The 21447-nt window shown below is 65.9% G+C and carries 20 protein-coding genes and 8 tRNA genes; 23 read left to right on the top strand and 5 right to left on the bottom strand.

The window, feature by feature from the left end; translation table 11 throughout:
- Positions 1-14 precede the first annotated feature (14 nt).
- Positions 15-566 (bottom strand): Smr/MutS family protein, encoded by a 552-nt coding sequence (locus tag ACVCMI_RS11545; protein ID WP_395118881.1) that lies wholly within the window; start codon positions 564-566, stop codon positions 15-17.
- Between the two features lie 141 nt (positions 567-707).
- Between ACVCMI_RS11545 and surE the strand changes: the two genes are divergently transcribed.
- The 4 genes from surE to ACVCMI_RS11525 are packed head-to-tail and all read left to right on the top strand — an operon-like array spanning position 708 to position 3822.
- Complete coding sequence (gene surE / locus ACVCMI_RS11540; protein WP_395118879.1) at positions 708-1502, top strand: 5'/3'-nucleotidase SurE; 795 nt, start codon at positions 708-710, stop codon at positions 1500-1502.
- Positions 1503-1505: 3 nt separating this feature from the next.
- Entirely contained in the window at positions 1506-2201 is a 696-nt protein-coding gene (locus ACVCMI_RS11535) for a protein-L-isoaspartate(D-aspartate) O-methyltransferase (protein WP_395118877.1), read from the top strand.
- Positions 2201-2806 carry a YqaA family protein gene (locus tag ACVCMI_RS11530; RefSeq protein ID WP_395118875.1) on the top strand — a complete coding sequence of 202 codons (606 nt, stop codon included), beginning with the start codon at positions 2201-2203 and terminating at the stop codon, positions 2804-2806. Before ACVCMI_RS11535 ends, ACVCMI_RS11530 begins: the two co-directional genes overlap by 1 nt.
- Positions 2807-2847: 41 nt before the next feature.
- Positions 2848-3822, top strand: coding sequence for a peptidoglycan DD-metalloendopeptidase family protein (locus tag ACVCMI_RS11525; RefSeq protein ID WP_447099449.1), 975 nt, complete (start codon positions 2848-2850; stop codon positions 3820-3822).
- 25 nt (positions 3823-3847) lie between these two features.
- Here the strand turns inward: ACVCMI_RS11525 and ACVCMI_RS11520 are convergent, their stop codons facing one another.
- Positions 3848-4225 (bottom strand): Mth938-like domain-containing protein, encoded by a 378-nt coding sequence (locus tag ACVCMI_RS11520; protein ID WP_447098744.1) that lies wholly within the window; start codon positions 4223-4225, stop codon positions 3848-3850.
- Complete coding sequence (gene yhbY / locus ACVCMI_RS11515; protein WP_447098745.1) at positions 4225-4521, bottom strand: ribosome assembly RNA-binding protein YhbY; 297 nt, start codon at positions 4519-4521, stop codon at positions 4225-4227. The genes ACVCMI_RS11520 and yhbY overlap by 1 nt, the downstream gene beginning before the upstream one ends.
- A gap of 81 nt (positions 4522-4602) precedes the next feature.
- Between yhbY and rlmE the strand changes: the two genes are divergently transcribed.
- From rlmE to ACVCMI_RS11435, 16 genes are all read left to right on the top strand, one after another.
- Positions 4603-5256, top strand: coding sequence for a 23S rRNA (uridine(2552)-2'-O)-methyltransferase RlmE (gene rlmE, locus ACVCMI_RS11510; protein WP_447098746.1), 654 nt, complete (start codon positions 4603-4605; stop codon positions 5254-5256).
- Complete coding sequence (gene ftsH, locus ACVCMI_RS11505) at positions 5249-7207, top strand: ATP-dependent zinc metalloprotease FtsH (protein ID WP_395118869.1); 1959 nt, start codon at positions 5249-5251, stop codon at positions 7205-7207. Before rlmE ends, ftsH begins: the two co-directional genes overlap by 8 nt.
- Before the next feature lie 199 nt (positions 7208-7406).
- Positions 7407-7483: transfer RNA gene (locus tag ACVCMI_RS11500), tRNA-Arg, on the top strand.
- Between the two features lie 177 nt (positions 7484-7660).
- Positions 7661-7737 (top strand) — tRNA-Pro (locus ACVCMI_RS11495).
- A gap of 25 nt (positions 7738-7762) precedes the next feature.
- Positions 7763-7839 (top strand) — tRNA-Arg (locus ACVCMI_RS11490).
- Between the two features lie 13 nt (positions 7840-7852).
- Positions 7853-7929, top strand: a tRNA-His gene (locus ACVCMI_RS11485).
- 35 nt (positions 7930-7964) lie between these two features.
- Positions 7965-8040: transfer RNA gene (locus ACVCMI_RS11480), tRNA-Lys, on the top strand.
- 227 nt (positions 8041-8267) lie between these two features.
- A tRNA-Leu gene (locus ACVCMI_RS11475) sits at positions 8268-8353 on the top strand.
- Between the two features lie 85 nt (positions 8354-8438).
- Positions 8439-9731: a trigger factor gene (tig, locus tag ACVCMI_RS11470; protein WP_447099450.1), complete on the top strand. Its 1293-nt coding sequence runs from the start codon at positions 8439-8441 to the stop codon at positions 9729-9731.
- Positions 9732-9766: 35 nt separating this feature from the next.
- Positions 9767-10396 carry an ATP-dependent Clp endopeptidase proteolytic subunit ClpP gene (clpP, locus tag ACVCMI_RS11465; protein ID WP_395118867.1) on the top strand — a complete coding sequence of 210 codons (630 nt, stop codon included), beginning with the start codon at positions 9767-9769 and terminating at the stop codon, positions 10394-10396.
- 109 nt (positions 10397-10505) lie between these two features.
- Positions 10506-11801, top strand: coding sequence for an ATP-dependent Clp protease ATP-binding subunit ClpX (clpX, locus tag ACVCMI_RS11460; protein WP_136258996.1), 1296 nt, complete (start codon positions 10506-10508; stop codon positions 11799-11801).
- A 169-nt stretch (positions 11802-11970) separates the two neighbouring features.
- Positions 11971-14451 (top strand): endopeptidase La, encoded by a 2481-nt coding sequence (lon, locus tag ACVCMI_RS11455; RefSeq protein WP_447098747.1) that lies wholly within the window; start codon positions 11971-11973, stop codon positions 14449-14451.
- Between the two features lie 333 nt (positions 14452-14784).
- On the top strand, positions 14785-15057 hold the full coding sequence (locus ACVCMI_RS11450) for an HU family DNA-binding protein (RefSeq protein ID WP_136258998.1): 273 nt from the start codon (positions 14785-14787) through the stop codon (positions 15055-15057).
- Between the two features lie 20 nt (positions 15058-15077).
- A tRNA-Val gene (locus ACVCMI_RS11445) sits at positions 15078-15152 on the top strand.
- An 8-nt stretch (positions 15153-15160) separates the two neighbouring features.
- A tRNA-Asp gene (locus tag ACVCMI_RS11440) sits at positions 15161-15237 on the top strand.
- Between the two features lie 155 nt (positions 15238-15392).
- On the top strand, positions 15393-17303 hold the full coding sequence (locus ACVCMI_RS11435) for a SurA N-terminal domain-containing protein (protein WP_447098748.1): 1911 nt from the start codon (positions 15393-15395) through the stop codon (positions 17301-17303).
- 112 nt (positions 17304-17415) lie between these two features.
- On the opposite strand, the gene ACVCMI_RS11430 is transcribed toward ACVCMI_RS11435, so the two are convergent.
- Complete coding sequence (locus ACVCMI_RS11430) at positions 17416-18585, bottom strand: transglycosylase SLT domain-containing protein (protein ID WP_447098749.1); 1170 nt, start codon at positions 18583-18585, stop codon at positions 17416-17418.
- Positions 18582-19346, bottom strand: coding sequence for a hydroxyacylglutathione hydrolase (gene gloB / locus ACVCMI_RS11425; RefSeq protein ID WP_447099451.1), 765 nt, complete (start codon positions 19344-19346; stop codon positions 18582-18584). The genes ACVCMI_RS11430 and gloB overlap by 4 nt, the downstream gene beginning before the upstream one ends.
- A gap of 238 nt (positions 19347-19584) precedes the next feature.
- Here gloB and ACVCMI_RS11420 point away from each other — a divergent pair, with 238 nt between their 5' ends.
- The 3 genes from ACVCMI_RS11420 to dnaQ are packed head-to-tail and all read left to right on the top strand — an operon-like array spanning position 19585 to position 21437.
- Positions 19585-20286 carry a class I SAM-dependent methyltransferase gene (locus ACVCMI_RS11420; RefSeq protein WP_395118859.1) on the top strand — a complete coding sequence of 234 codons (702 nt, stop codon included), beginning with the start codon at positions 19585-19587 and terminating at the stop codon, positions 20284-20286.
- 6 nt (positions 20287-20292) lie between these two features.
- The gene (gene rnhA / locus ACVCMI_RS11415) at positions 20293-20736 is read left to right on the top strand and encodes a ribonuclease HI (protein WP_395118857.1); all 444 of its coding nucleotides are present in this window, start codon (positions 20293-20295) and stop codon (positions 20734-20736) included.
- The gene (dnaQ, locus tag ACVCMI_RS11410; RefSeq protein WP_395118855.1) at positions 20733-21437 is read left to right on the top strand and encodes a DNA polymerase III subunit epsilon; all 705 of its coding nucleotides are present in this window, start codon (positions 20733-20735) and stop codon (positions 21435-21437) included. The genes rnhA and dnaQ overlap by 4 nt, the downstream gene beginning before the upstream one ends.
- The last annotated feature ends 10 nt before the right edge of the window (positions 21438-21447 follow it).

The following is a 21447-nucleotide window of genomic DNA, read 5'->3' as shown; positions in this document are numbered from 1 at the left end:
TCACTCCTCTCCACTCACTTCTGCTCTTTCAGCAAGACGATCACCGCCCCGGTGCCACCCTGCGCCGGGCGCGCGGAGGCAAACGCGATCACGTCGTCGCGCCGGCGCAGCATGCGATCGGTGAGCGCCTTCAGCACCGGACCGGCAGCCTTCGAACGCAGCCCCTTGCCGTGGATGATGCGCACGCAACGCACGCCGGCTTGCCGCGCTTCGGCCAGGAACGCGACGATGCTGGCCTGGGCCGCGGCGGCGTTCATCTGATGCAGGTCCAGGTCGTCGCCCACGCTGAACTGGCCGCGCTTGAGTTGCCGCAGCAACCTGGGCGGATAGCCGTCGCGCAGGTAGCCGAGTTCCTCGCCGACTTCGAGCGTGGCCGGGTCGAAATCCATGTCCAGCAACTCGCTGGCCACGGCAGCTTCGTCGGCCTCGAACATGCGCGGGTGTGGCGCGGGTTTCGCGGTCGCCGGCGGCGGGGAAACCGGCGCGAGTCGCTGCACCTCGCCGATCGCCTCGCGGAACAGGCGGCGATCGTCGTCGGTGATCCGGGGCGGGTTGGGTCGCTTCATCTGCGCATCCTAGCCAGAAGCGGCGGCACGATGCGTTGAATCCCGGTGAAACTTGGGGGCGCGCTACGGTAGACTTGCAACCATCACGAAACCGCCGCGCTTGATCTTCCTGCGCCGGCAGGCAGTTTTCGACGGAGCATCATGCGAGTTCTGGTCAGCAACGACGATGGCGTGGATGCGCCGGGCATCCGCGTGTTGGCCGAGCGCCTGCAGGCGGTGGGAGAGGTCACCGTGGTGGCACCGGATCGCGATCGCTCGGGGGCGAGCAATTCGCTGACGCTGGACGCGCCGATCCGCGTACTGTCGATGGGCCAGGGCTACTACCGTGTGGCGGGGACGCCCACCGACTGCGTGCACCTGGCGCTGTCCGGCCTGCTCGACGAAGAACCCGACATGGTGGTATCCGGCATCAACAACTCGGCCAACCTGGGCGACGACGTGATCTATTCCGGCACGGTCTCGGCGGCGATGGAAGGGCGCTTTCTCGGTCTGCCGGCGATCGCCGTCTCGCTGGTCAGCGAAGACCACCAGGGCGTGCACTACGACGCCGCGGCGCAGGCGGTGCTGCTGCTGATGCAACGTCTGCTGGTCGATCCGCTGCCCGCAGACACCATCCTCAACGTCAACGTGCCGGACCGGCCCTGGGCGGAGATCGCCGGCTTCGAGGTCACCCGGCTGGGTCGGCGCCACCGTGCCGCGCCGTGCATCGCGCAGACTGATCCGCGCGGGCGACCGATGTGGTGGATCGGACCGGCCGGCGAGGTGGACGACGCCGGCCCCGGCACCGATTTCAACGCGGTACGTCGCGGCTTCGTCTCGGTCACGCCGATCCACGTCGACCTGACCCGTTTCCAGGCGCTGGACAAGGTCAGCAGCTGGATGAAGACGCTGAGCGACGGCATGGCCGGCCGCCGCAGCAAGGGCGAGGCGGCCTGACCGATGATCACCTATCCGTTGCCTGCAGCCCAGCTCAAGGGCGAGGGAGTGACCTCGCAGCGCGCCCGCAACCGGCTGGCCGCCTCCCTGCAGGATGCAGGCATCCGCGACCCGCGCGTGATCGAGGTGATCCGCACGGTGCCGCGCCATCATTTCATCGACCAGGCACTGCAACTGCACGCCTACGAGAACGATGCGCTGCCGATCGGCCACGGCCAGACCATCTCCCAGCCGTGGGTGGTGGCGCGCATGACGGAAGCGTTGCTGGAGCACTTCGAGGGGCAGAAGGAGATGCCGCGCAGGGTGCTGGAGATCGGCACCGGGTCGGGTTACCAGGCAGCGGTGCTGTCGTCCCTGGTCGGCGAGGTGTATACGGTCGAGCGCATCGAGGCGCTGCTGCGCCAGGCGCGGCGCCGCTTCCGCCAGCTCGGCCTGACCAACCTGCGCTCGCGCTACGACGACGGCAAGCTGGGCTGGCCGGACGAGGCACCGTTCGACGCGATCATCCTCACCGCCGCAGGCGACACCATCCCGACCCGCATCCTCGAACAGCTCAATCCCGCCGGCGTGCTGGTGGCGCCGGTGGGATCGCCGAGCCGGCAGAATCTGATCCGCATGCGCGGCGACGGCAAGGGCGATTTCGCGCTGGAGGAACTCGGCCCGGTGAGTTTCGTGCCGCTGCTGGGCGGCATCGGCTGATGCGCCTGTTCGAGCCGCTCTACGCCCGCGCACTGGTCTGGGCTCGCGCACCGCGCGCGCTGCACTACCTGTGTGCGTTGAGCTTCTTCGAGGCGTTCATCTTCCCGATCATGCCGGAGGTGATGCTTGCGCCGATGATGCTGGCCAAGCGACTCAAGGCGTTCTTCTACGCCAACATGTCGCTGCTGTTTTCCCTGCTCGGCTCGGTGGTCGGCTATGCGCTGGGCCACTGGGCCTACGAGTCGGTGAAGCCGCTGCTCAGCATGCACATGCAGGAGGTCATCACCGCCTGGGTGAACAATCTGCGCGTGGACATGAACGAGCATTGGTTGACCATGCTGGGCGCATTGATGCTGGCGGCGCTGCAGCCGGTGATCCCCATGAAGTTCGTCACCTGGGCGGCCGGCATCGTGGGCGTGCCGGTCCTGCCGTTCCTGGCTTGCATGGCGGTCGGCCGCGGCAAGCGCGTGTGGCTGCTGGCGCTGTTGATCCGCCTGTTCGGCGAGCGCGCCGAGCGCATGTTGCACAAGAACATCGAGTGGATCGGCCGGGGCGCGCTGGTATTGCTCGTCGTGCTGCTGGCGTGGTGGCTGTGGCCGCGCTGACTGGCAGCGCGGTGCGCATGAAAATGGCGGCGCGCCTCGGTATGCTGGACCGCATGGATCATTCAGTTCGCTTTCCCTGCCTGGTTGTCGCGGCGGCGTTGCTGGCCGGCTGCGGCACCATGCGCAGTTCGGTGGTGATCGAGCCCGCCGCGGGCAGCTACCCGTCGCCTGCCGCCGCGCCGTCCTCCCGCGTGGCGCGCACGCCGATTCCGGGTGGCAGCTACGTGGTGGCAAAAGGGGACACGCTCTATTCCATCGCCTTCCGCAACGGCGTGGATTTTCGCGACCTCGCCCAGTGGAATGCCATCGCGGCGCCCTACACGATCTGGCCGGGGCAGCGCTTGACGCTGTCGCCGTCGGCGGTGACGAAACCGGCCGTGGCGCGCACGCCGGGTACGGTCGCCGGTTCCCCTCGGGCGCCGGGCACGTCGGCCGCGGCTTCCGTGTTCGAACCGGTCACCGAGGCCGTGCCAGCCACGGCGGCGACGGCCGGAGCGCGGCCCGCCATTCCTTCCGCTACACCGGCGGCGCATGCGCCGCCGGCGGTGGATGCCGTGCCGGTGGCCGGGGTTTCCGTCACGCCGCCGGCGAAAGTGCCACCCGTGGCCAAGCCCGTGGTCGCCGGCCCGGCGCGTGATGTCGGTGGGGTGAGCTGGCGCTGGCCCGTCGAAGGCGGGTCGGTGGTCGGGCGCTTCAACGGCAGCGATGCCATTCCCGGCATCGAGATCGCGGGCAATTCGGGTGACCCGGTGCGGGCTGCCGCCGATGGCGTGGTGGTCTACAGCGGCAACGGCCTGGTCGGCTATGGCGAATTGGTCATCATCAAGCACAACGACAGTTTCCTGTCGGCCTACGGGCACAACCGCTGGCGCCTGGTGAAGGAAGGCCAGCGGGTGACGGCCGGGCAGCAGATCGCCGAGATGGGTTCAACCGGCGCGACCCGCAACGAGCTCGAGTTCCAGATCCGCAAGAACGGCAATCCGGTGGACCCGCTCAGCTACCTGCCGCCACGCTGATCGCGGCGGCACGGAAGGTGCCCGATCAGGCGGGAGGCAGGATGAAGCCGGCCACGACCTGGCGATCCTCGCCGGCCAGCAGGTTGTAGGTACGCGCGGCGGCCGCGTTGTCCATCACCTCGATGCCGATGCCCTTGCGCAGGAAGCCGGCCATGAACGCCGCGGCCGGGAACACCTGACGCTCGCCGGTGCCCAGGATCACCACCTCGGGCTTCAATGCCAGCAGCACGGGGACGTCGTCGACGCCGAGGCTGCCTGCGGCCGTGACCGGCCATGCTTCGGTGATGCCGGCGGGGGTGAGCAGGAAGCTGTGTTCGACGACCCGGTCGAGCAGGGTGACACTGCGTGCGTCAACCCGACGCACCAGCAGATAGCCATCGGCTTGTTCCAGTGACAGGTCCATCAGCGCGGCAGGGCGATGCCCGGTTCGTCGGCGTTGCGGCGGAACAGCACCACGACATGGCCGATCTGGTGGACCGTCTCCGCGCCGGTGCCGCTGGCGAGCACGTCGATCTGCGCCTGCCGCTCCTGCTTGTCGCCGCCGGAGAGCTTCACCTTCACCAGTTCGTGGATGTCCAGCGCCTGTCCCAGCTCCTTCACGACAGCTTCGGTGGCGCCCTTGTTGCCCAGCAACACGACGGGTTTCACGTCGTGGGCGAGGCCGCGCAGGTAGCGGATCTGCGAGGGTGTAAGCGGCATGGGGCAGGCCAGGTTCACGATCAAGGGACTGCACAGGGTATCATGCAACGGCCTCCTCCCGATCAGATATTCCCTCAAGACATGGCCCGCAGCAAAAGCAGCGCAGTCTGGCTGCGTGAACATTTCAACGACGAATACGTCAAGAAGGCACAGGCCGAAGGGCTGCGTTCGCGTGCCGTCTACAAGCTGGAGGAGCTGATCGAGCGCGACAAGCTGCTCAAGCCGGGCATCAACGTGGTGGATCTCGGCGCGGCGCCGGGCAGCTGGTCGCAATTGGTGCGCAACCGGCTGGGCGACAGCGGCAAGGTGTTCGCGCTGGACATCCTGCCGATGCAGAGCATCGCCGGGGTGGATTTCCTGCAGGGCGACTTCCGCGAGGAGTCGGTGCTGCGCCAGCTGGAGGCCCGCCTGAAGGGGCACCGGCTGGATCTTGTACTGTGCGATATAGCCCCCAACATGAGTGGAGTGGCGCTTGCCGACCAGATTCGCGCGATGGCACTGGCGGAGTTGGCGCTGGATTTCAGCAGGCAGTGGCTCAAGCCGGGCGGCTCGTTCCTGATCAAGTTGTTCCAGGGAGTCGGTTTTGACGATTATCTGCGTTGCTTGCGCGCAGACTTCAGTCGCGTGACGATGCGTAAACCCAAGGCCTCGCGCGCGCGTTCGCGTGAGGTGTATGCACTGGCGACCGGGCGCAAACCTGCCGCGGTGCCACTGGCGAGTACTGTTCATGAATGAAACGGCGAAAAACGTGTTGCTCTGGGTGATCATCGCGGTGGTCTTGTTCACCGTGTTTGAAAGCTTCAACCCCCGCAGCAGCCGTTCATCCGACCTGGCCTACAGCGCGTTCGTGCAGAACGTGAGCAGCGGCAACGTCTCCAGCGCCACGATCAGCGCCGACCAGCCCGCCACGATCAGCGGCAAGCTGAAGGATGGCAGTGCCTTCCGCACTGTCGCGCCGATGCTGGGCTTCTCTACCAATGCAGTGGTCAAGCAGATGCAGGACCAGGGCGTGGAAGTGCGCCAGGACCCCTCCGAGGGCTTCTCGCTGATCGGCCTGCTGATCAGCTGGCTGCCGGTGCTGCTGATCGTCGGTGTGTTCATCTGGTTCATGCGCCAGATGCAGTCCGGCGGCGGTGGGCGCGGCGCGATGAGCTTCGGCCGTTCGCGCGCGAAGCTGCAGGGCGAGGACCAGGTCAAGGTCAACTTCGGCGACGTCGCCGGCTGTGACGAGGCGAAGGAGGAGGTCGGCGAGCTGGTCGAGTTCCTGCGCGACCCCGGCCGGTTCCAGAAACTCGGCGGCAAGATCCCCCGCGGCGTGCTGATGGTGGGCCCGCCCGGCACCGGCAAGACCTTGCTGGCCAAGGCGATCGCCGGCGAGGCCAAGGTGCCGTTCTTCTCGATCTCCGGTTCCGACTTCGTGGAGATGTTCGTCGGCGTGGGCGCCAGTCGCGTGCGCGACATGTTCGAGCAGGCCAAGAAGCACGCGCCGTGCATCATCTTCATCGACGAGATCGACGCGGTCGGCCGGCATCGTGGTGCCGGGCTGGGCGGCGGTCATGACGAGCGCGAGCAGACCCTGAACCAGTTGCTGGTCGAGATGGACGGCTTCGAGGGCACCGAGGGCGTCATCGTGATCGCCGCCACCAACCGCCCCGACGTGCTCGATCCGGCCTTGCTGCGGCCGGGCCGCTTCGATCGCCAGGTGGTGGTCGGACTGCCGGACGTGCGTGGGCGAGAGCAGATCCTCAAGGTACACATGCGCAAGGTGCCGATCGCCAGCGACGTCAACGCGATGACGATCGCCCGCGGCACGCCGGGCTTCTCCGGCGCGGACCTGGCCAACCTGGTGAACGAGGCGGCGTTGTTCGCCGCGCGCGAGAACGCGCGCGAAGTGCGCATGAGCCATCTCGACAAGGCACGCGACAAGATCCTGATGGGCAGCGAGCGGCGCTCGATGGCGATGAGCGAAGACGAGAAGAAGCTCACCGCCTACCACGAGGCAGGCCATGCCATCGTGGGTCGCCTGGTGCCGGAACATGACCCGGTCTACAAGGTCACCATCATCCCGCGCGGGCGCGCGCTGGGTGTGACCATGTACCTGCCCGAGGGCGACAAGTACAGCATCAACCGGGTGGCGATCGAATCGCAGTTGTGCTCGTTGTATGGCGGGCGCGTGGCTGAAGAGTTGATTTTCGGCAATGACAAGGTCACCACCGGCGCTTCCAACGACATCGAGCGCGCCACCAAGATGGCCCGCAACATGGCGACCAAGTGGGGCCTGTCCGACGAACTCGGCCCGATCACCTATGGCGAGGACGAGGACGAGGTCTTCCTGGGCCGCTCGGTGACCCAGCACAAGAGCATCTCCAACGAGACGGCAAGCAAGATCGACGAAGTCGTGCGTGGCATCCTCGATCGCGCATATGCGCGCAGCAAGGAGCTGCTCACGGCGAACCTCGACAAGCTGCACACCATGGCTGAGCTGCTGTTGCAGTACGAGACCATCGACGCCCACCAGATCGACGACATCATGGCCGGGCGCCAGCCCGGCCCGCCGGCGGACTGGAGCAAGAACGCCCCGGGTGGCTCGACGCCGCCGCCACCGCCGCCGAAAAGCGACGCGGGAGCGCCGGTGGGCAAGGTTGGTGATCCGGCCGCGCAGAATCGCGCGTCGCTGGGCGAGTGATGCGATCCCGCGGGCACGGTGCGAACGCCTGCCTGCGGTCTCCTGCAATCACCGCCTTGACTGGCGGTGTCCCCGAGTCGGAGATGAAGAAATTTTGCGAAAAGGGTTGACGCATGCGCGCGGAGTCTGAATAATTCCGCCTCTTGCTTCGGCGCTTCGATGCACCGGCATCGAAGCACGGCATGACAAGTTTTTCAGTGCGCCCGTAGCTCAGTTGGATAGAGTACCTGGCTACGAACTAGGTGGTCGGGAGTTCGAATCTCTCCGGGCGCACCATTTTTATTCGGTGGAGCGGGGTGCTTGCACCCCGTTTCGTTTTCATCGCGACGAGAGCTTCGCGGCGACGGAAACGACAGTTTCATGTGGATGGTGCGGCTTGTACGGATTGACTGGGCCAAGCGTCACCCGTAACATTTCAAGGCTTCGATGGTGCTTGTGTCGAGGGCTCGAAACCGGGGTATAGCTCAGTCTGGTAGAGCGTTGCGTTTGGGACGCAAAAGTCGGGGGTTCGAATCCCTCTACCCCGACCAGCAACATGTTCTACTGGTGATGACTGCGCTTGTAGCTCAACCGGATAGAGCATCGGCCTTCTAAGCCGAGGGTTGCAGGTTCGAATCCTGTCGGGCGCACCAGTATCAAACGATGGTGGATGTAGCTCAGCTGGTTAGAGTCCCGGATTGTGATTCCGGTTGTCGTGGGTTCGAATCCCATCATCCACCCCAGTTCCACCCCGGTTTTCCGGGTTGACCCAGTCTCTGGGCCGTTAGCTCAGTTGGTAGAGCAGTTGACTCTTAATCAATTGGTCGAAGGTTCGAATCCTTCACGGCCCACCACTAACGACAGGCGCTCGGCAAAACCGGGCGCCTGTCTGCTTTTGGGCGGTTGCGGTCGTCAACGGGGCTGCTTGTGCTGCAAGGCCGCGCAACCGTAAAATGATCCGCTTTCGTACCAGGGAATCCTCGACTCGGGCAAGCCTGCCGCAGGGTTCCCGTGGCGGTGTTCGGCAACGGCTGGTGGTCGTCCGGGCCGTCCGGCACGCACGGTCCATGGCGGCAGCATCGCGAAAGTGGCGGAATTGGTAGACGCACTGGATTTAGGTTCCAGCGGGTAACCCCCGTGGGGGTTCGAGTCCCCCCTTTCGCACCATGGTCGGTCGTTTTTGCAGGCGGGGAATCCCGCCATGGCGCCTGTGACAGGGTCACAACACTTAAGAGTAGTACCAGGAGACGTCATGCAGGTTTCGGTTGAGAATGTCGGTTCGCTGGAGCGCAAGCTCACGGTGAAGTTTCCCGCGGAGCGGTTCGAGACGCAGGTCAGCGCGCGGATCGCGGAGATGGGGCGCACCGTTCGCCTGAAGGGATTCCGGCCGGGCAAGGTACCGGTGACGGTGATCAAGCAGCGCTTCGGGGAGCAGGTGCGGGGCGAAGTGCTTTCCGACCTGATCGGCAGCACGCTGCGCGAGGCGGTGGAGCAGGAGAAGCTGCAGCCCATCGCGAATCCGGCGATCAACACCACCGGCCGTCCCGAGAACGGGGAGATCGCGTACACGGCGACCTTCGAGATCATGCCCGAGTTTCCCGAAGTCGACGTCTCCGCGCTGGAAGTGCATCGCGCCGCGGCCGAAGTCACCGACGCCGATATCGACCGCATGCTGGAAACCCTGCGCCTGCAGCGGCGCAGTTTCGAGGAGGTCGAGCGTGCCTCGGCCGCCGGCGATTTCATGATGTTCGAGTATGCCGCCACGGCCGACGACTACCGTTTCCCGGCCGAAGGCCAGGAGCGCGCCGGCAGCGTGCTGGGTTCGGGCACCTTGTTCGCGGCGCTGGACGAGGCCCTGACCGGGCACGTGGCCGGCGACCAGTTCGAGGCGGCGATCGAGTTCCCGGCGGATTTTCGCAACGAGCAACTGGCCGGCAAGAGCGCCAAGGTGAGTTTCCACGTCATCAAGGTGCAGGAGCCGAAGCTGCCGGAGGTCGACGGGGAGTTCGCCAAGCTGTTCGGCATCGAGGATGGCAGCCTGGAGACCTTCCGCAAGGAGGTTCGCGCCAACCTGGAACGCGAACTCAAGGCCGCGCTGATGGCGCGCCTGAAGTCGGAAGTGGCCAGCAAGCTGGCCGATGCGCACGGCGATCTGGACGTGCCCAAGATGATGGTGCAGACGGAGGCACGCACCCTGGCGGCGGGCAACATGCCCGAAGGCCAGCAGCCGCCGCAGCAGCTGATCGACGCCGCCTTGCCGATTGCCCGCAAGCGGGTGATCGCCGGCCTGCTGATGGGCGAGATCGCGCGCAAGCAGGCGCTCAAGATCGACCGCAAGCGGGTCGCCGAGCAGCTGGCCGCGATTGCCTCGACCTACGAAGAGCCTGAGAAGGTCATTGAACTCTACAACGGCGACCCCCAGTTGATGTCGGGGCTGCAGAATCGCGTGATGGAAGATCAGGTGGCAGAGTGGGTTGCCGAGCACGCCAGGACCACTGTGCAGGAAATGAGCTTCGATGACGTGATGCGCCCAGCCAACGCCTGACAACTGCCAGGCCCGTCCACTCCCAAGCCGCGAGCATGACCATGGATCCCATCAAGAATCTCAACCTGGTACCGATGGTCGTCGAGCAGACGGCTCGCGGCGAGCGCTCCTACGACATCTACTCGCGTCTGTTGAAGGAGCGGGTGATTTTCCTGGTGGGCGAGGTCAACGACCAGGTGGCCAACCTGATCGTGGCGCAGATGCTGTTCCTGGAGTCGGAGAACCCGGACAAGGACATCAACTTCTACATCAACAGCCCCGGCGGAGCGGTTACTGCCGGGCTGGCGATCTACGACACGATGCAGTTCATCAAGCCGGCGGTGAGCACCATGTGCATCGGCCAAGCCTGCAGCATGGGCTCGTTCCTGCTGATGGCGGGCGCCAAGGGCAAGCGTTTCGCCTTGCCGAACTCCCGCATCATGATCCACCAGCCGTCCGGCGGCGCCCAGGGTCAGGCTACCGACATCGAGATCCAGGCGCGCGAGATCCTGTATATCCGCGAGCGGTTGAACAACCTCTACGTGGAGCATACCGGCCAGCCGCTGCAGAAGATCGAGGCGGACATGGAACGCGACCGCTTCATGAACGCGCAGGATGCCAAGACCTACGGCCTGATCGACGAAGTGCTCGACAAGCGCGCCGTGGATTCCGTGAAATCCGCCTGATTCGACGACTTTACCCGGTGTCCCGTCATGGGCTCTGCGTCTGCAGGCAGACGCGGAGGCCTGTGGTATTCTCGCGGCGCACACGGATTTACCAGCAGGATCGAGAGTTATGAGTGACGACCGGCAGGGGCGTTCCAGCGACAGCGGCAAGATTCTCTATTGCTCGTTCTGTGGCAAGAGCCAGCATGAAGTACGCAAGCTGATCGCGGGTCCGTCCGTGTTCATCTGCGACGAGTGCGTGGAGCTGTGCAACGACATCATCCGTGAGGAGCTGGAAGAGAAGGCCGCCGCCGGCCATACCCAGCTGCCCAAGCCGCGCGAGATCCGCGAGTCGCTGGATCAGTACGTGGTGGGGCAGGCGCGCGCCAAGAAGGCGCTGGCGGTCGCCGTGTACAACCACTACAAGCGGATGGAGTCGCGCCAGAAGAGCGACGACATCGAGCTGGGCAAATCCAACATCCTGCTGATCGGCCCGACCGGCTCGGGCAAGACGCTGCTGGCCGAAACGCTGGCGCGCCTGCTCAACGTGCCGTTCACGATCGCCGACGCCACCACGCTGACCGAAGCGGGCTACGTGGGCGAGGATGTCGAGAACATCATCCAGAAGCTGCTGCAGAAGTGCGACTACGACGTCGAGAAGGCGCAGTCGGGCATCGTCTACATCGACGAGATCGACAAGATCTCGCGCAAGAGCGAGAACCCGTCGATCACCCGCGACGTCTCCGGCGAAGGCGTGCAGCAGGCGCTGCTGAAGCTGATCGAGGGCACCCTGGCCTCGGTGCCGCCGCAGGGCGGGCGCAAGCATCCGCAGCAGGAGTTCCTGCAAGTCGACACCAAGAACATCCTGTTCATCTGCGGCGGCGCGTTCGCCGGCCTGGAAAAGGTCATCCAGCAGCGCTCCGAGAGTACCGGTATCGGCTTCGGTGCCGAGGTGCGCAGCAAGGAGCGCACGCAGAACCTGGGCAAGGTGCTGGCCGACGTGGAGCCGGCCGACCTGGTGCGCTTCGGCCTGATCCCCGAGTTCGTCGGGCGCCTGCCGGTCGTCGCCACCCTGGACGAGCTGGACCAGGCCGCGCTGGTGAAGATCCTCACCGAACCGAAGAACGCCGTCACCAAACAGTTCAAGAAGCTGTTCGAGATGGAGGACGTCGAGCTGGAGTTCCGTCCCGAGGCGCTGGAGGCGATCGCGCAGAAGGCGCTCAAGCGCAAGACCGGCGCCCGCGGCCTGCGCACGATCCTGGAGCAGGTGCTGCTGGACACGATGTACGAGCTGCCGTCGCTGGAGCACGTCAGCAAGGTCGTTGTCGACGATGCGGTGATCGAGGGGCAGGCCGAGCCCTATCTGATCTACCGCGGCAACCTGCAGCAACGCGTGGCGGGCGACGGCGGCGACGCCGCGGCCTGATCGACTCCGCTGTGCCCGTTGCGCGGCCCCGGTGGTTTCACCGGGGCCGCGTCGTTTTGCGGCCATCGCAAGCCTTGCGCTGGCACGGGATCGCCTCCACTTGACGTGCTGAAGGGCCCGGTGCAGTGTCGGGACGAAACCCCATTTGAATTCGAGGAATCGCTTTTCCATGGCCAAGCAAGCCCCCGCCCCCGTCGCGCTGGACACCCTGCCGGTACTGCCCCTGCGCGACGTGGTGGTCTATCCGCACATGGTGATCCCGCTGTTCGTCGGCCGCGACAAGTCGATGCGGGCGCTGGAGCGCGCGATGGAAGGCGAACGGCAGATCCTGCTGGTGGCGCAGACCAGCCCGGACATCGACGACCCCGAGGTGGCCGACCTGCATCAGGTCGGCACGCTGGCCGGCGTGCTGCAGCTGCTGAAACTTCCGGACGGCACGGTCAAGGTGCTGGTGGAAGGGCAGTCGCGCGTCGCGATCGAGGATTTCAAGGAAGTCGACGGCATGCTGACTGCGCGTTCGCGCGTCATCGAGCCGGCGTACAACGCGAAGGAACGCGAGCTCGACGTCGTTTCTCGCACGCTGATCTCGCTGTTCGAGCAACTGGTCAAGCAGAGCCGCAAGCTGCCGCCGGAAGTGCTGGCCAGCCTGTCCGGCATCGACGACCCCTCGCGCGTGGCCGATTCCATCGCCGCGCATCTTTCCGTGCGCATGGCCGACAAGCAGAAGGTGCTGGAGACGGCCGACGTGGGCAAGCGGCTGGAACTGCTGATCGGGCTGGTCGATGGCGAGATGGACCTGCAACAGGTCGAAAAGCGCATCCGCGGCCGGGTCAAGTCGCAGATGGAAAAGAGTCAGCGCGAGTACTACCTCAACGAACAGATGAAGGCGATCCAGAAGGAGCTGGGCGACGGCGAGGACGGTCCCAACGAGGTCGAGGAACTGCAGAAGAAGATCGAAGCTGCCGGCATGCCCAAGCCGGTGCTTGCCAAGGCACGGCAGGAATTCGGCAAGCTGCGCCAGATGTCGCCGATGTCGGCCGAGGCCACCGTCGTGCGCAACTACCTGGACTGGCTGGTCGGCGTGCCGTGGAAGAAGCGCAGCAAGGTGCGCAAGGACCTGCAGATGGCGCAGGAAGTGCTCGACGCTGATCATTTCGGCCTGGAGAAGGTGAAGGAGCGCATCCTCGAATATCTCGCCGTGCAGCAGCGCGTGTCGGTGATGAAGGGGCCGATCCTGTGCCTGGTCGGCCCGCCCGGCGTGGGCAAGACCTCGCTGGGCCAGTCGATTGCCAAGGCGACCAACCGCAAGTTCGTTCGCATGAGCCTGGGTGGCGTGCGCGACGAGGCCGAGATTCGCGGCCACCGACGCACCTACATCGGCTCCATGCCCGGGCGCATCGTGCAGAACATCAACAAGGCCGGCGCACGGAATCCGCTGTTCGTGCTGGACGAGATCGACAAGATGTCGATGGACTTCCGCGGCGATCCCTCGTCGGCGCTGCTGGAAGTGCTCGATCCGGAGCAGAACCACGCATTCAACGACCACTATCTGGAGGTCGACCTGGATCTGTCCGAGGTGATGTGGATTGCCACCGCCAATTCGCTGAACATCCCCGGCCCGCTGCTCGACCGCATGGAGGTCATCCGCATCCCGGGTTACACCGAAGACGAGAAGCTCGGTATCGCGCGCAAGTATCTGTTGCCGAAACAGCTCAAGGCGAACGGCCTCAAGCCGGAGGAACTCGACGTCGCCGAAGAGGCGTTGCGCGACATCGTGCGCTACTACACGCGCGAATCCGGCGTGCGCAATCTGGAGCGCGAGATTTCCAAGATCTGCCGCAAGGTGGTCAAGGAGTTGACTCTCGGCCAGGTGAAGAAGGCCAAGGCCAAGACCGGGACGCCCCGGGCGAAAGCGGCTGCAGGCAAGTCGAAGGTCGCGGCAGGCCGCGTCAAGGTGGACGCGGCGAACCTGGGCGACTACCTCGGCGTGCGTCGTTTCGACTTCGGCCGCAAGGAGCAGCAGAACGAAGTGGGCCTGGTCACTGGCTTGGCGTGGACCCAGGTCGGCGGCGAGTTGCTCAGCATCGAGGGCTCGGTGGTGCCGGGCAAGGGGCGTCTTGTGCACACCGGCCAGTTGGGCGACGTGATGAAGGAGTCGATCCAGGCTGCGCTCTCGGTGGTGCGCGCGCGCGCCGACCGGCTTGGCATCGATCCGGAGTTCCACCAGAAGCTCGACGTGCACATCCACGTTCCCGAGGGTGCCACCCCCAAGGACGGTCCCAGCGCCGGCATCGCCATGTGCACCGCGCTGGTGTCGGTGCTGACCAAGGTGCCGGTGCGTTCGGAAGTGGCCATGACCGGCGAGATCACCCTGCGTGGTCGCGTGCTGCCCATCGGCGGTCTCAAGGAAAAGCTGCTGGCGGCGCATCGCGGCGGCATCACCACGGTAATCATTCCCGAGGACAACAAGAAGGATCTGGTGGACATGCCGGCGAACATCACCGAATCGCTGGAGATCCACCCGGTGCGCTGGATCGATGAGGTGCTCGACATCGCACTGGAGCATCCGGTGCAGCCCAAGCCGGCGAGCGAGACGCCGCCGGCAGCCGTCGCCGGGGAGTCGGCGGAAGGACACTCACTGACGCATTGATCGCGCGATCGCGGGCGCGCGGGCCGGAGGCACCCGCGCGATAGGCTCGTGATGCAGCCGTGTCGACGTTGATCGGCGAAGTTCCGGGCTGTGTCGGGAGCCGGCTTGCGCATGCGCTTTTTGACCATGCCGAACCGGCGGAAACGTTGCTGTGCCTTGTGTTGCGGATAGCGGCGGGGCACTGGTATAAAGGCGATGCCGCAGCCCCCGCGCTTGCTGACGACGAGGCGATGCGGAGTTGCGCCACGGCTCTGGCACCAGCCAACCATCCATGCCCGCGTCATCCGTCCCGCGACGGATCGCGCGGGCGAAATCCGAACGAGGGAGTTTTCAATGAACAAAACCGATCTGATCAATGCCATTGCCGAGAAGGCCGAGCTGACCAAGGCAGACGCTGGTCGTGCGCTGGAGGCCTACCTGGAAGCCATCCAGAAGTCGTTGAAGAAGGGTGAGGATGTCTCGGTGGTGGGCTTTGGCACGTTCACCGTGCGCAAGCGTGCCGCGCGCACCGGGCGCAACCCGCGGACCAACGAAACGATCAAGATCAAGGCGTCGAAAGTGCCCGCGTTCAAGGCTGGCAAGACCCTGAAGGATGCCCTAAACTAAGCGGCTTGCGCTTGGTTTCGGGGTGCTTAGCTCAGCGGTAGAGCGTCGCCCTTACAAGGCGGTGGTCGTAGGTTCGATCCCTACAGCACCCACCAGATTGTGCGGAGTGGTAGTTCAGTTGGTTAGAATGCTGGCCTGTCACGCCGGAGGTCGCGGGTTCGAGTCCCGTCCACTCCGCCACGTTTAGCAAGGGCGCCCGTGGGGCGCCTTTGTCGTTTGAGACCTGCGTGTTCCGGCGATGCCATGGCGCCCCGGCATGCAGCGATGAGGCATCCGGTGCCTCGTGTGGATCATGCGCTTCGCGCGCTTCCAAATCACGTTGCGGGAAGATTTCTATGCTGCAGGCAATGCGTAACAAGATGCACGGATGGCCGTCCATCATCGTTCTCGGCCTCGCCGTGCTGGCGATGTCGCTGTTTGGCATGGAGAGCTATTTCACCTCGCAGAACGACACATTCGTGGCCAAGGTGGGCAAGCAGGAAATCAGCCAGAACGCATTCCAGAACCGCATGAACCAGTTGCGGCAGCAAGTCAGCGAGCAGCAGGGCGAGCAGTTCGACCCGACCGTGTTCGAGAAGACGGAAACCAAGCTGCGTGTGCTGGACGCGATGATCGACGAGCAGCTCTTGCTGCAGGCCAATGCCGACTGGGGCATGCGCGTCTCCGATCAGGCGCTGCGCGACGCCATCGCGGGTATCCCGGCGTTCCAGGTCAACGGCAAGTTCGACCCGACCAGCTACCGGGCTTACCTCACCAGCAGCGGCAAGACTTCGGCCATGTTCGAGGACGAGATCCGCTCCTCGCTGGCCACGCAACTGCTGCCGCAGGCAATCAGCGACAGCGCCATCATCAGCCACGAGCGCGTCGACAACTATCTCGGCCTGGCCACTCAGCGGCGCGACCTGCGTTACTTCGTGCTGCAGAAGCCGGAGCCCGCCGAGAAAGAGGTGACCGACGCGCAAATCGAATCCTGGTACAAGGCGCACCAGGCCGATTACATGAATCCCGAGCGGGTTTCGGTGAAGTACGTCGAGGTGGACAGCGCCAAGCTCAAGCCGAAAGCGGCCCCCAGCGACGAGGAACTCAAGGCGCGCTACGAAGAGGAAAAGCAGCGCTTCGTGCAGCCCGAGCAGCGGCTGGTTTCGCACATCCTCGTCAACGTGCCCCCCAACGCCACGCCCGAACAGCAGAAGGCTGCGCTGGCCACCGCGGACAAGATCGCGGCCGAAGCCACGCCGGCGAATTTTGCCCAGCTGGCCGAAAAGGATTCACAGGATCTGGGTTCGCGGCGCCAGGGCGGCGACCTCGGCTGGCTCGAGAAGGGCGTGACCAACGCCGCCTTCGATTCGGCGATGTTTGCGCTGCAGAAGGGGCAGATCTCCAAGCCGGTGCTGTCCTCCGACGGCTACCACATCATCTGGCTGCGCGACGTGCGCAGTGGCGAGTCCAAGCCGTTTGCCGAAGTGCGCGACCAGTTGCTGCAGGAGGCGACCACCGCCGAGCGCGATCGCGAGTACAACGAACTGGCCGGCAAGATGGCGGACCAGACCTACTCGAACCCGGGCTCGCTCGAGCCCGCGGCCGCCGCGCTTGATCTGCCGATCCAGACCCTGCCGCTGTTTTCGCGCACCGACGGCAAGGGCCTGGCGGCCAACCCAAAGGTGGTCGCCGCCGCATTCAGCGACGACGTGCTGGTCCAGGGCAACAATTCGAGTCTGATCGATCTGGGCAACAACCACTCCATCGTGATCCACGTTGACAAGCACGTGCCGGCTGCGGTCAAGCCGTTGGCCGAGGTTCGCGCCAAGGTGCAGCAGAGCATCCTGGAGGAGCGCATCACGGCGGCGGCCCGCAAGCAGGCCGATGACGTGCTGGCGCGCCTGCGCAAGGGCGAGGACATGGAAGCGGTGGCCAAGTCGCTCGGCGCCAGGATCGTCAGCGTGGCCGAAGCCGTGCGCGGCCAGTCGCTGCAGGTGCCGGCGCCGGTGCTGAAGGAGGCCTACCTGTTGCCACATCCGTCGGCGCCCGACAAGCCCAGCTTCGCCGAAGTGAACATGGGTGATGGTGGCTTCGCGCTGGTGGCCGTGGACAAGGTGCAGCCCGGCGATCTCTCCAGGATCACGCCGGAAGAGCGCGACATGCTGCATCGCCAGATGGCCCAGGCTTATGCCGGCGAGGCGACGCGCGAGCTGCTCCAGACGCTGCGCGCCAAGACCAAGATCAAGATCAACAAGAACCTGCTGTAGCCGGGTTCGCTCGGCTGGCGCCGGTGCGCATGGCTCGTGCCGTGCGCACCGGCGAAGGCTGACCCCGAGAGCACGATGTCGCCACGGAGCAGGTCAGTGGCGGCGCAAGCCTTCAGTCGACGTCGCCCAGCTTCAGCACCTGTCCCGGCTGGATCGCCTGGCCCTGGGCCAGGTCGTTCAGTTGCTGCAGATGCGCGACGCTGGTCGAATACTCGCGCGCAATCTGCCACAGGCTTTCACCGGGGCTGACCACGTGCGTGTCAGGACCGCGGGACGATTCGTCGTCTGCTGCGGTGGTGGTGGAGGCCGCGGCGGCATCGAGCATGGCGAGCTCGAACCGACCGGCGTGACCGGCCGGCAGCATGAGATGCGAAACCGTTCGCCCATCCAGCTTGTTGCCGCGGAATGCCGCATTGAGATGACGCAGGGCCGATTCCGGCATGCCGGCCATTTCGGCGGCGTGCGCCACCGTGACGGGATGCGTCACCGGTGCCTGCACCAGGTGCTCGGACTCCGGCAGGCTGGGCAGGCTGACCTGGAAGCGCGACGGCTCGCGTATCACGCATGCGATCGCCAGCAACTGGGTCAGGTGCTCGCGAGTGACGCGGCGTACCGGCAGGTCGGGGATCGCCGGCTTGTCCGCCGGCATGCCGTGGCGGCTGATCAACCCGCGTATCTTGAACTCGCCGGCGTTGTATGCATAGTCGGCCACGCGCCAGTCGTGGAAGCGGTCGTGGTATTGCCGCAGCAACTTCATCACGGCGTGCGCTGCGGCCGGTATGTCCAGCCGGCCGTCGTAATGGCGATCCACGCGCAGGCCCATCGAGCGGGCGGTCACCGGCATGATCTGCCACATGCCGGCAGCATGGTGCCTGCGTCCCTGCACCGGGCGGTAACGGCTCTCCACCCACGGCAGCAGTGCGAACTCGCCGGGCACGTCGTATTGCTCGGCGACCTGCTGGACATAGGCCAGGCGCGGCATCGCCTCGCGCAAGGTGTCCTCGAACCGCGCCGGGCTGCGCGTGTAGCGCCCGGCCCACGCCAGCACCGCGGGGTCGGCATTGCAATCCGGCATGACAAAACTGCTGCGCAGTCGATCCCACAGGTCGGCCGCCGGTACAGGTGCCGCAGTCGCGACACTGGCGGCAACCGCCGGTGGCGTGCTGGCGGGGGCGACGACGGCGACAGGTGCGCGTGCCGGTTGCGAAGGCATGTTGCTGCAGGCGGCCAGCGCTGTCGACAGCGCCAGCGGCAGCAGCAGGTGTCGGGGCGTCCGGTTCATGCGCGAAAGACGTCCTTGGCCGCCCTCAGTGCGGCGAAGCGGGACACGCGGTTGCCGTCGACGCCGCGTGCAGCGCACCAGTCGATCACGGCGTCGGCGTCGACCCGGAGGAATGGATTGGTTGCCAGCTCCGTGGCCAGCGTGACGGGCAGGCTGGCCTGGCCGTCGGCACGCAATTGCGCCACTTCGTGCCGCCGTTCCCGCAGCGCGGAGTTGCCCGGCTCAACCGTGTCGGCGAAGAGGCCGTTGCCATGGGTGTACTCGTGCCCGGCGCAAACCTGGGTCGAACCGGGCAGCGCCGCCAGACGGTCCAGCGAGGCGAGCATCTGGGTCGGCGTGCCCTCGAACAGGCGCCCGCAGCCGAGACTGAACAAGGTGTCGCCACACAGCAGCAGGCCGGCGCCGACGTAGCCGACGTGGGTGAGGGTGTGTCCCGGAATCGACAGCACCTCGAAAACCAGGTCGGGCGCAGAGAACTCCACGGTGTCGCCATCGCCGACGGCGTGCGTCAGGCCTTCGATGCGCGAATCACGCGGTCCGTATACCGGCACGTCATGGCGTTGCCGCAGTGCAGCCGCCCCGCCGATGTGGTCGTTGTGATGATGCGTCAGCAACACGCCACGCAGGCGCCACCGGTGCTGCGCCAAGGCCTGCTCGACGACCGCCGCATCGCCCGGATCGACGACCACGGCCTGGCCTTCATCGTCATGAAGCAGCCAGATGTAGTTGTCGGTGAGGGCCGGTAGAGGGAGAAGGTGCAAGGCGGTTCCGGATGGTCGGGCGACACCGACGGCGCGTCGATGCCGATGCGTCACCGGCAGACGCGGCCGCCCGGCCGCATGGGAGCGCCCGACTATAAAGGGGCATCGGCAGCTTCTCGTTAGCATGGTGTTAAGAGGTGGGTCGGTCATTCAGATCCGTGCGCCAGGTCAGGCGACTGCGATCGGTTGCCGCTGCAGCTAAACTGGAGGTTCGCGCCAGCCCCTGGACCCCCGCTGCATGCACCCACAGGACGACATCTACGCCAGTGCACCGCTGCGCCGGTTGCGCGATGCCCAGGCGCGGGTGTTGGCGCCGGAGTTGCAGCGTTGTTTCGGCACGCACGCGTTGTTGCTCGGCGTCGCCGCGGACGAGGCGCCGCCGGCGCTGCCGATGCTGGGGAGTTGGGTTCGTCTTTATCTCGACGGCGGTCGCTATGGCGGCGATCTGCGTGCCGCCGTGGATCAGCCGCTGCCGTTCGTGGCCGACGCGTTCGATCTGGTCCTGCTGCGTCACGCCCTGGAGGTATCGCCGGTGTCATCGGCGCTGCTGGAAGACGTGCTGCGCGTGCTGGCGCCGGGCGGGGTGCTGGCGTTGACCGGTGTGCATCCGGTCAGCGGGTGGTCGCCGTGGTTGCGCTGGCATGCGCGGGGCCGGACGCTCAAGCTGCAGCTTCCGCTGCAGCTGGAACGCGTGCTGCGCCATGCAGGCATGGAGATCGAACTGGCCCGCCGCGTCGGACGCGGTTGGCCGGGGCTGCCGGCGACTTCGACGACAATGGACAGCGTGCTGGGTGGCGGCTATGTGTTGCTCGCGCGCAAGCAGCGGCGACTGGCCACACCGCTGCGCATCAAGCCCGTGAAACTGCCGGTGCCGGCAGCGGGCAGGCTGTCGCCGGGGACACGGCCCAACCCGGCCCTGCAGGCAACAAGGGATACCTGAACACCCATGAGTGAAGTGGAAGCATTTACCGACGGCGCCTGCCTCGGCAATCCCGGACCGGGCGGCTGGGCCGCCTTGCTGCGGGCCCCTGGCGGCGAGCGGATGCTGGCCGGCCGGGAGCCCGCCACCACCAACAACCGCATGGAGCTGATGGCGGCGATCGGCGCGCTGGAGGCGCTCAAGCGCCCCTGCGTGGTCACGCTCACTACCGATTCGCGCTACGTCATGCAGGGCATCGAGCAGTGGTTGCCGAAGTGGCGCGCCAACGGCTGGCGCACGGCCGACCGCAAGCCGGTCAAGAACCAGGATCTGTGGCAGCGCCTGTCCGATGCGGTGGGTACGCACCAGGTTCGCTGGCAGTGGGTGCGCGGCCACAACGGCCACGCGGAAAACGAGCGTGTCGACCGCGCCGCGCGCGAGCAGGCCGAGTCGATCAGGAGCGGGGCATGAGGCAGATCGTCCTGGATACCGAAACGACCGGCCTGGAAGTACGCCAGGGCCATCGCCTGGTGGAAATCGCCTGCGTCGAGATGGTCGAACGCAGGCTCACCGGTCGCTACTACCAGACGTATCTGAACCCCGATCGTGCGATCGACGAAGGCGCCCGCCAGGTCACCGGCATCGAGGACGAGTTCCTGCTCGACAAGCCGCGCTTTGCCGATGTCGCCGACGAGTTCCTCGCCTTCATCGCCGGCGCCGAACTGATCATCCACAACGCGGCGTTCGATGTGGGCTTTCTCGACGCCGAACTGGCGCGCCTCGGTGCCGCCAGCGGCTGCATCGCCGATCGGTGCAGCGTGCTGGACACGCTGGCGATGGCGCGCGAGCGCTATCCCGGCCAGCGCAACAGCCTGGATGCCTTGTGCAAGCGGCTGGGCGTGGACAACTCGCGTCGCGACCTGCACGGTGGCCTGATCGACGCGCAGCTGCTGGCCGACGTCTATCTGGCCATGACCTCGGGTCAGGTCGGGCTGGATCTGGAGTTCGATGCAGCGACCCCGCAACACGCGGTGGTACTGCCGCCGGCAACCCTGCAGGTGCGTCCACGTGTACTGTGCGCGTCGGCAAGCGAGTTGCTGGAGCATGAGCGACGGCTCGATGCGCTGGACAAGAGCGCGGGCGGACAGAGCGTGTGGCGCCGGTTGGGTTGAGCCGCGCGGC

The sequence above is a fragment of the Rhodanobacter sp. UC4448_H15 genome, assembly GCF_052978265.1.
The sequence above is the reverse complement of the archived record's forward strand: the minus strand, read 5'-3'. Positions and strand labels throughout refer to the sequence as shown.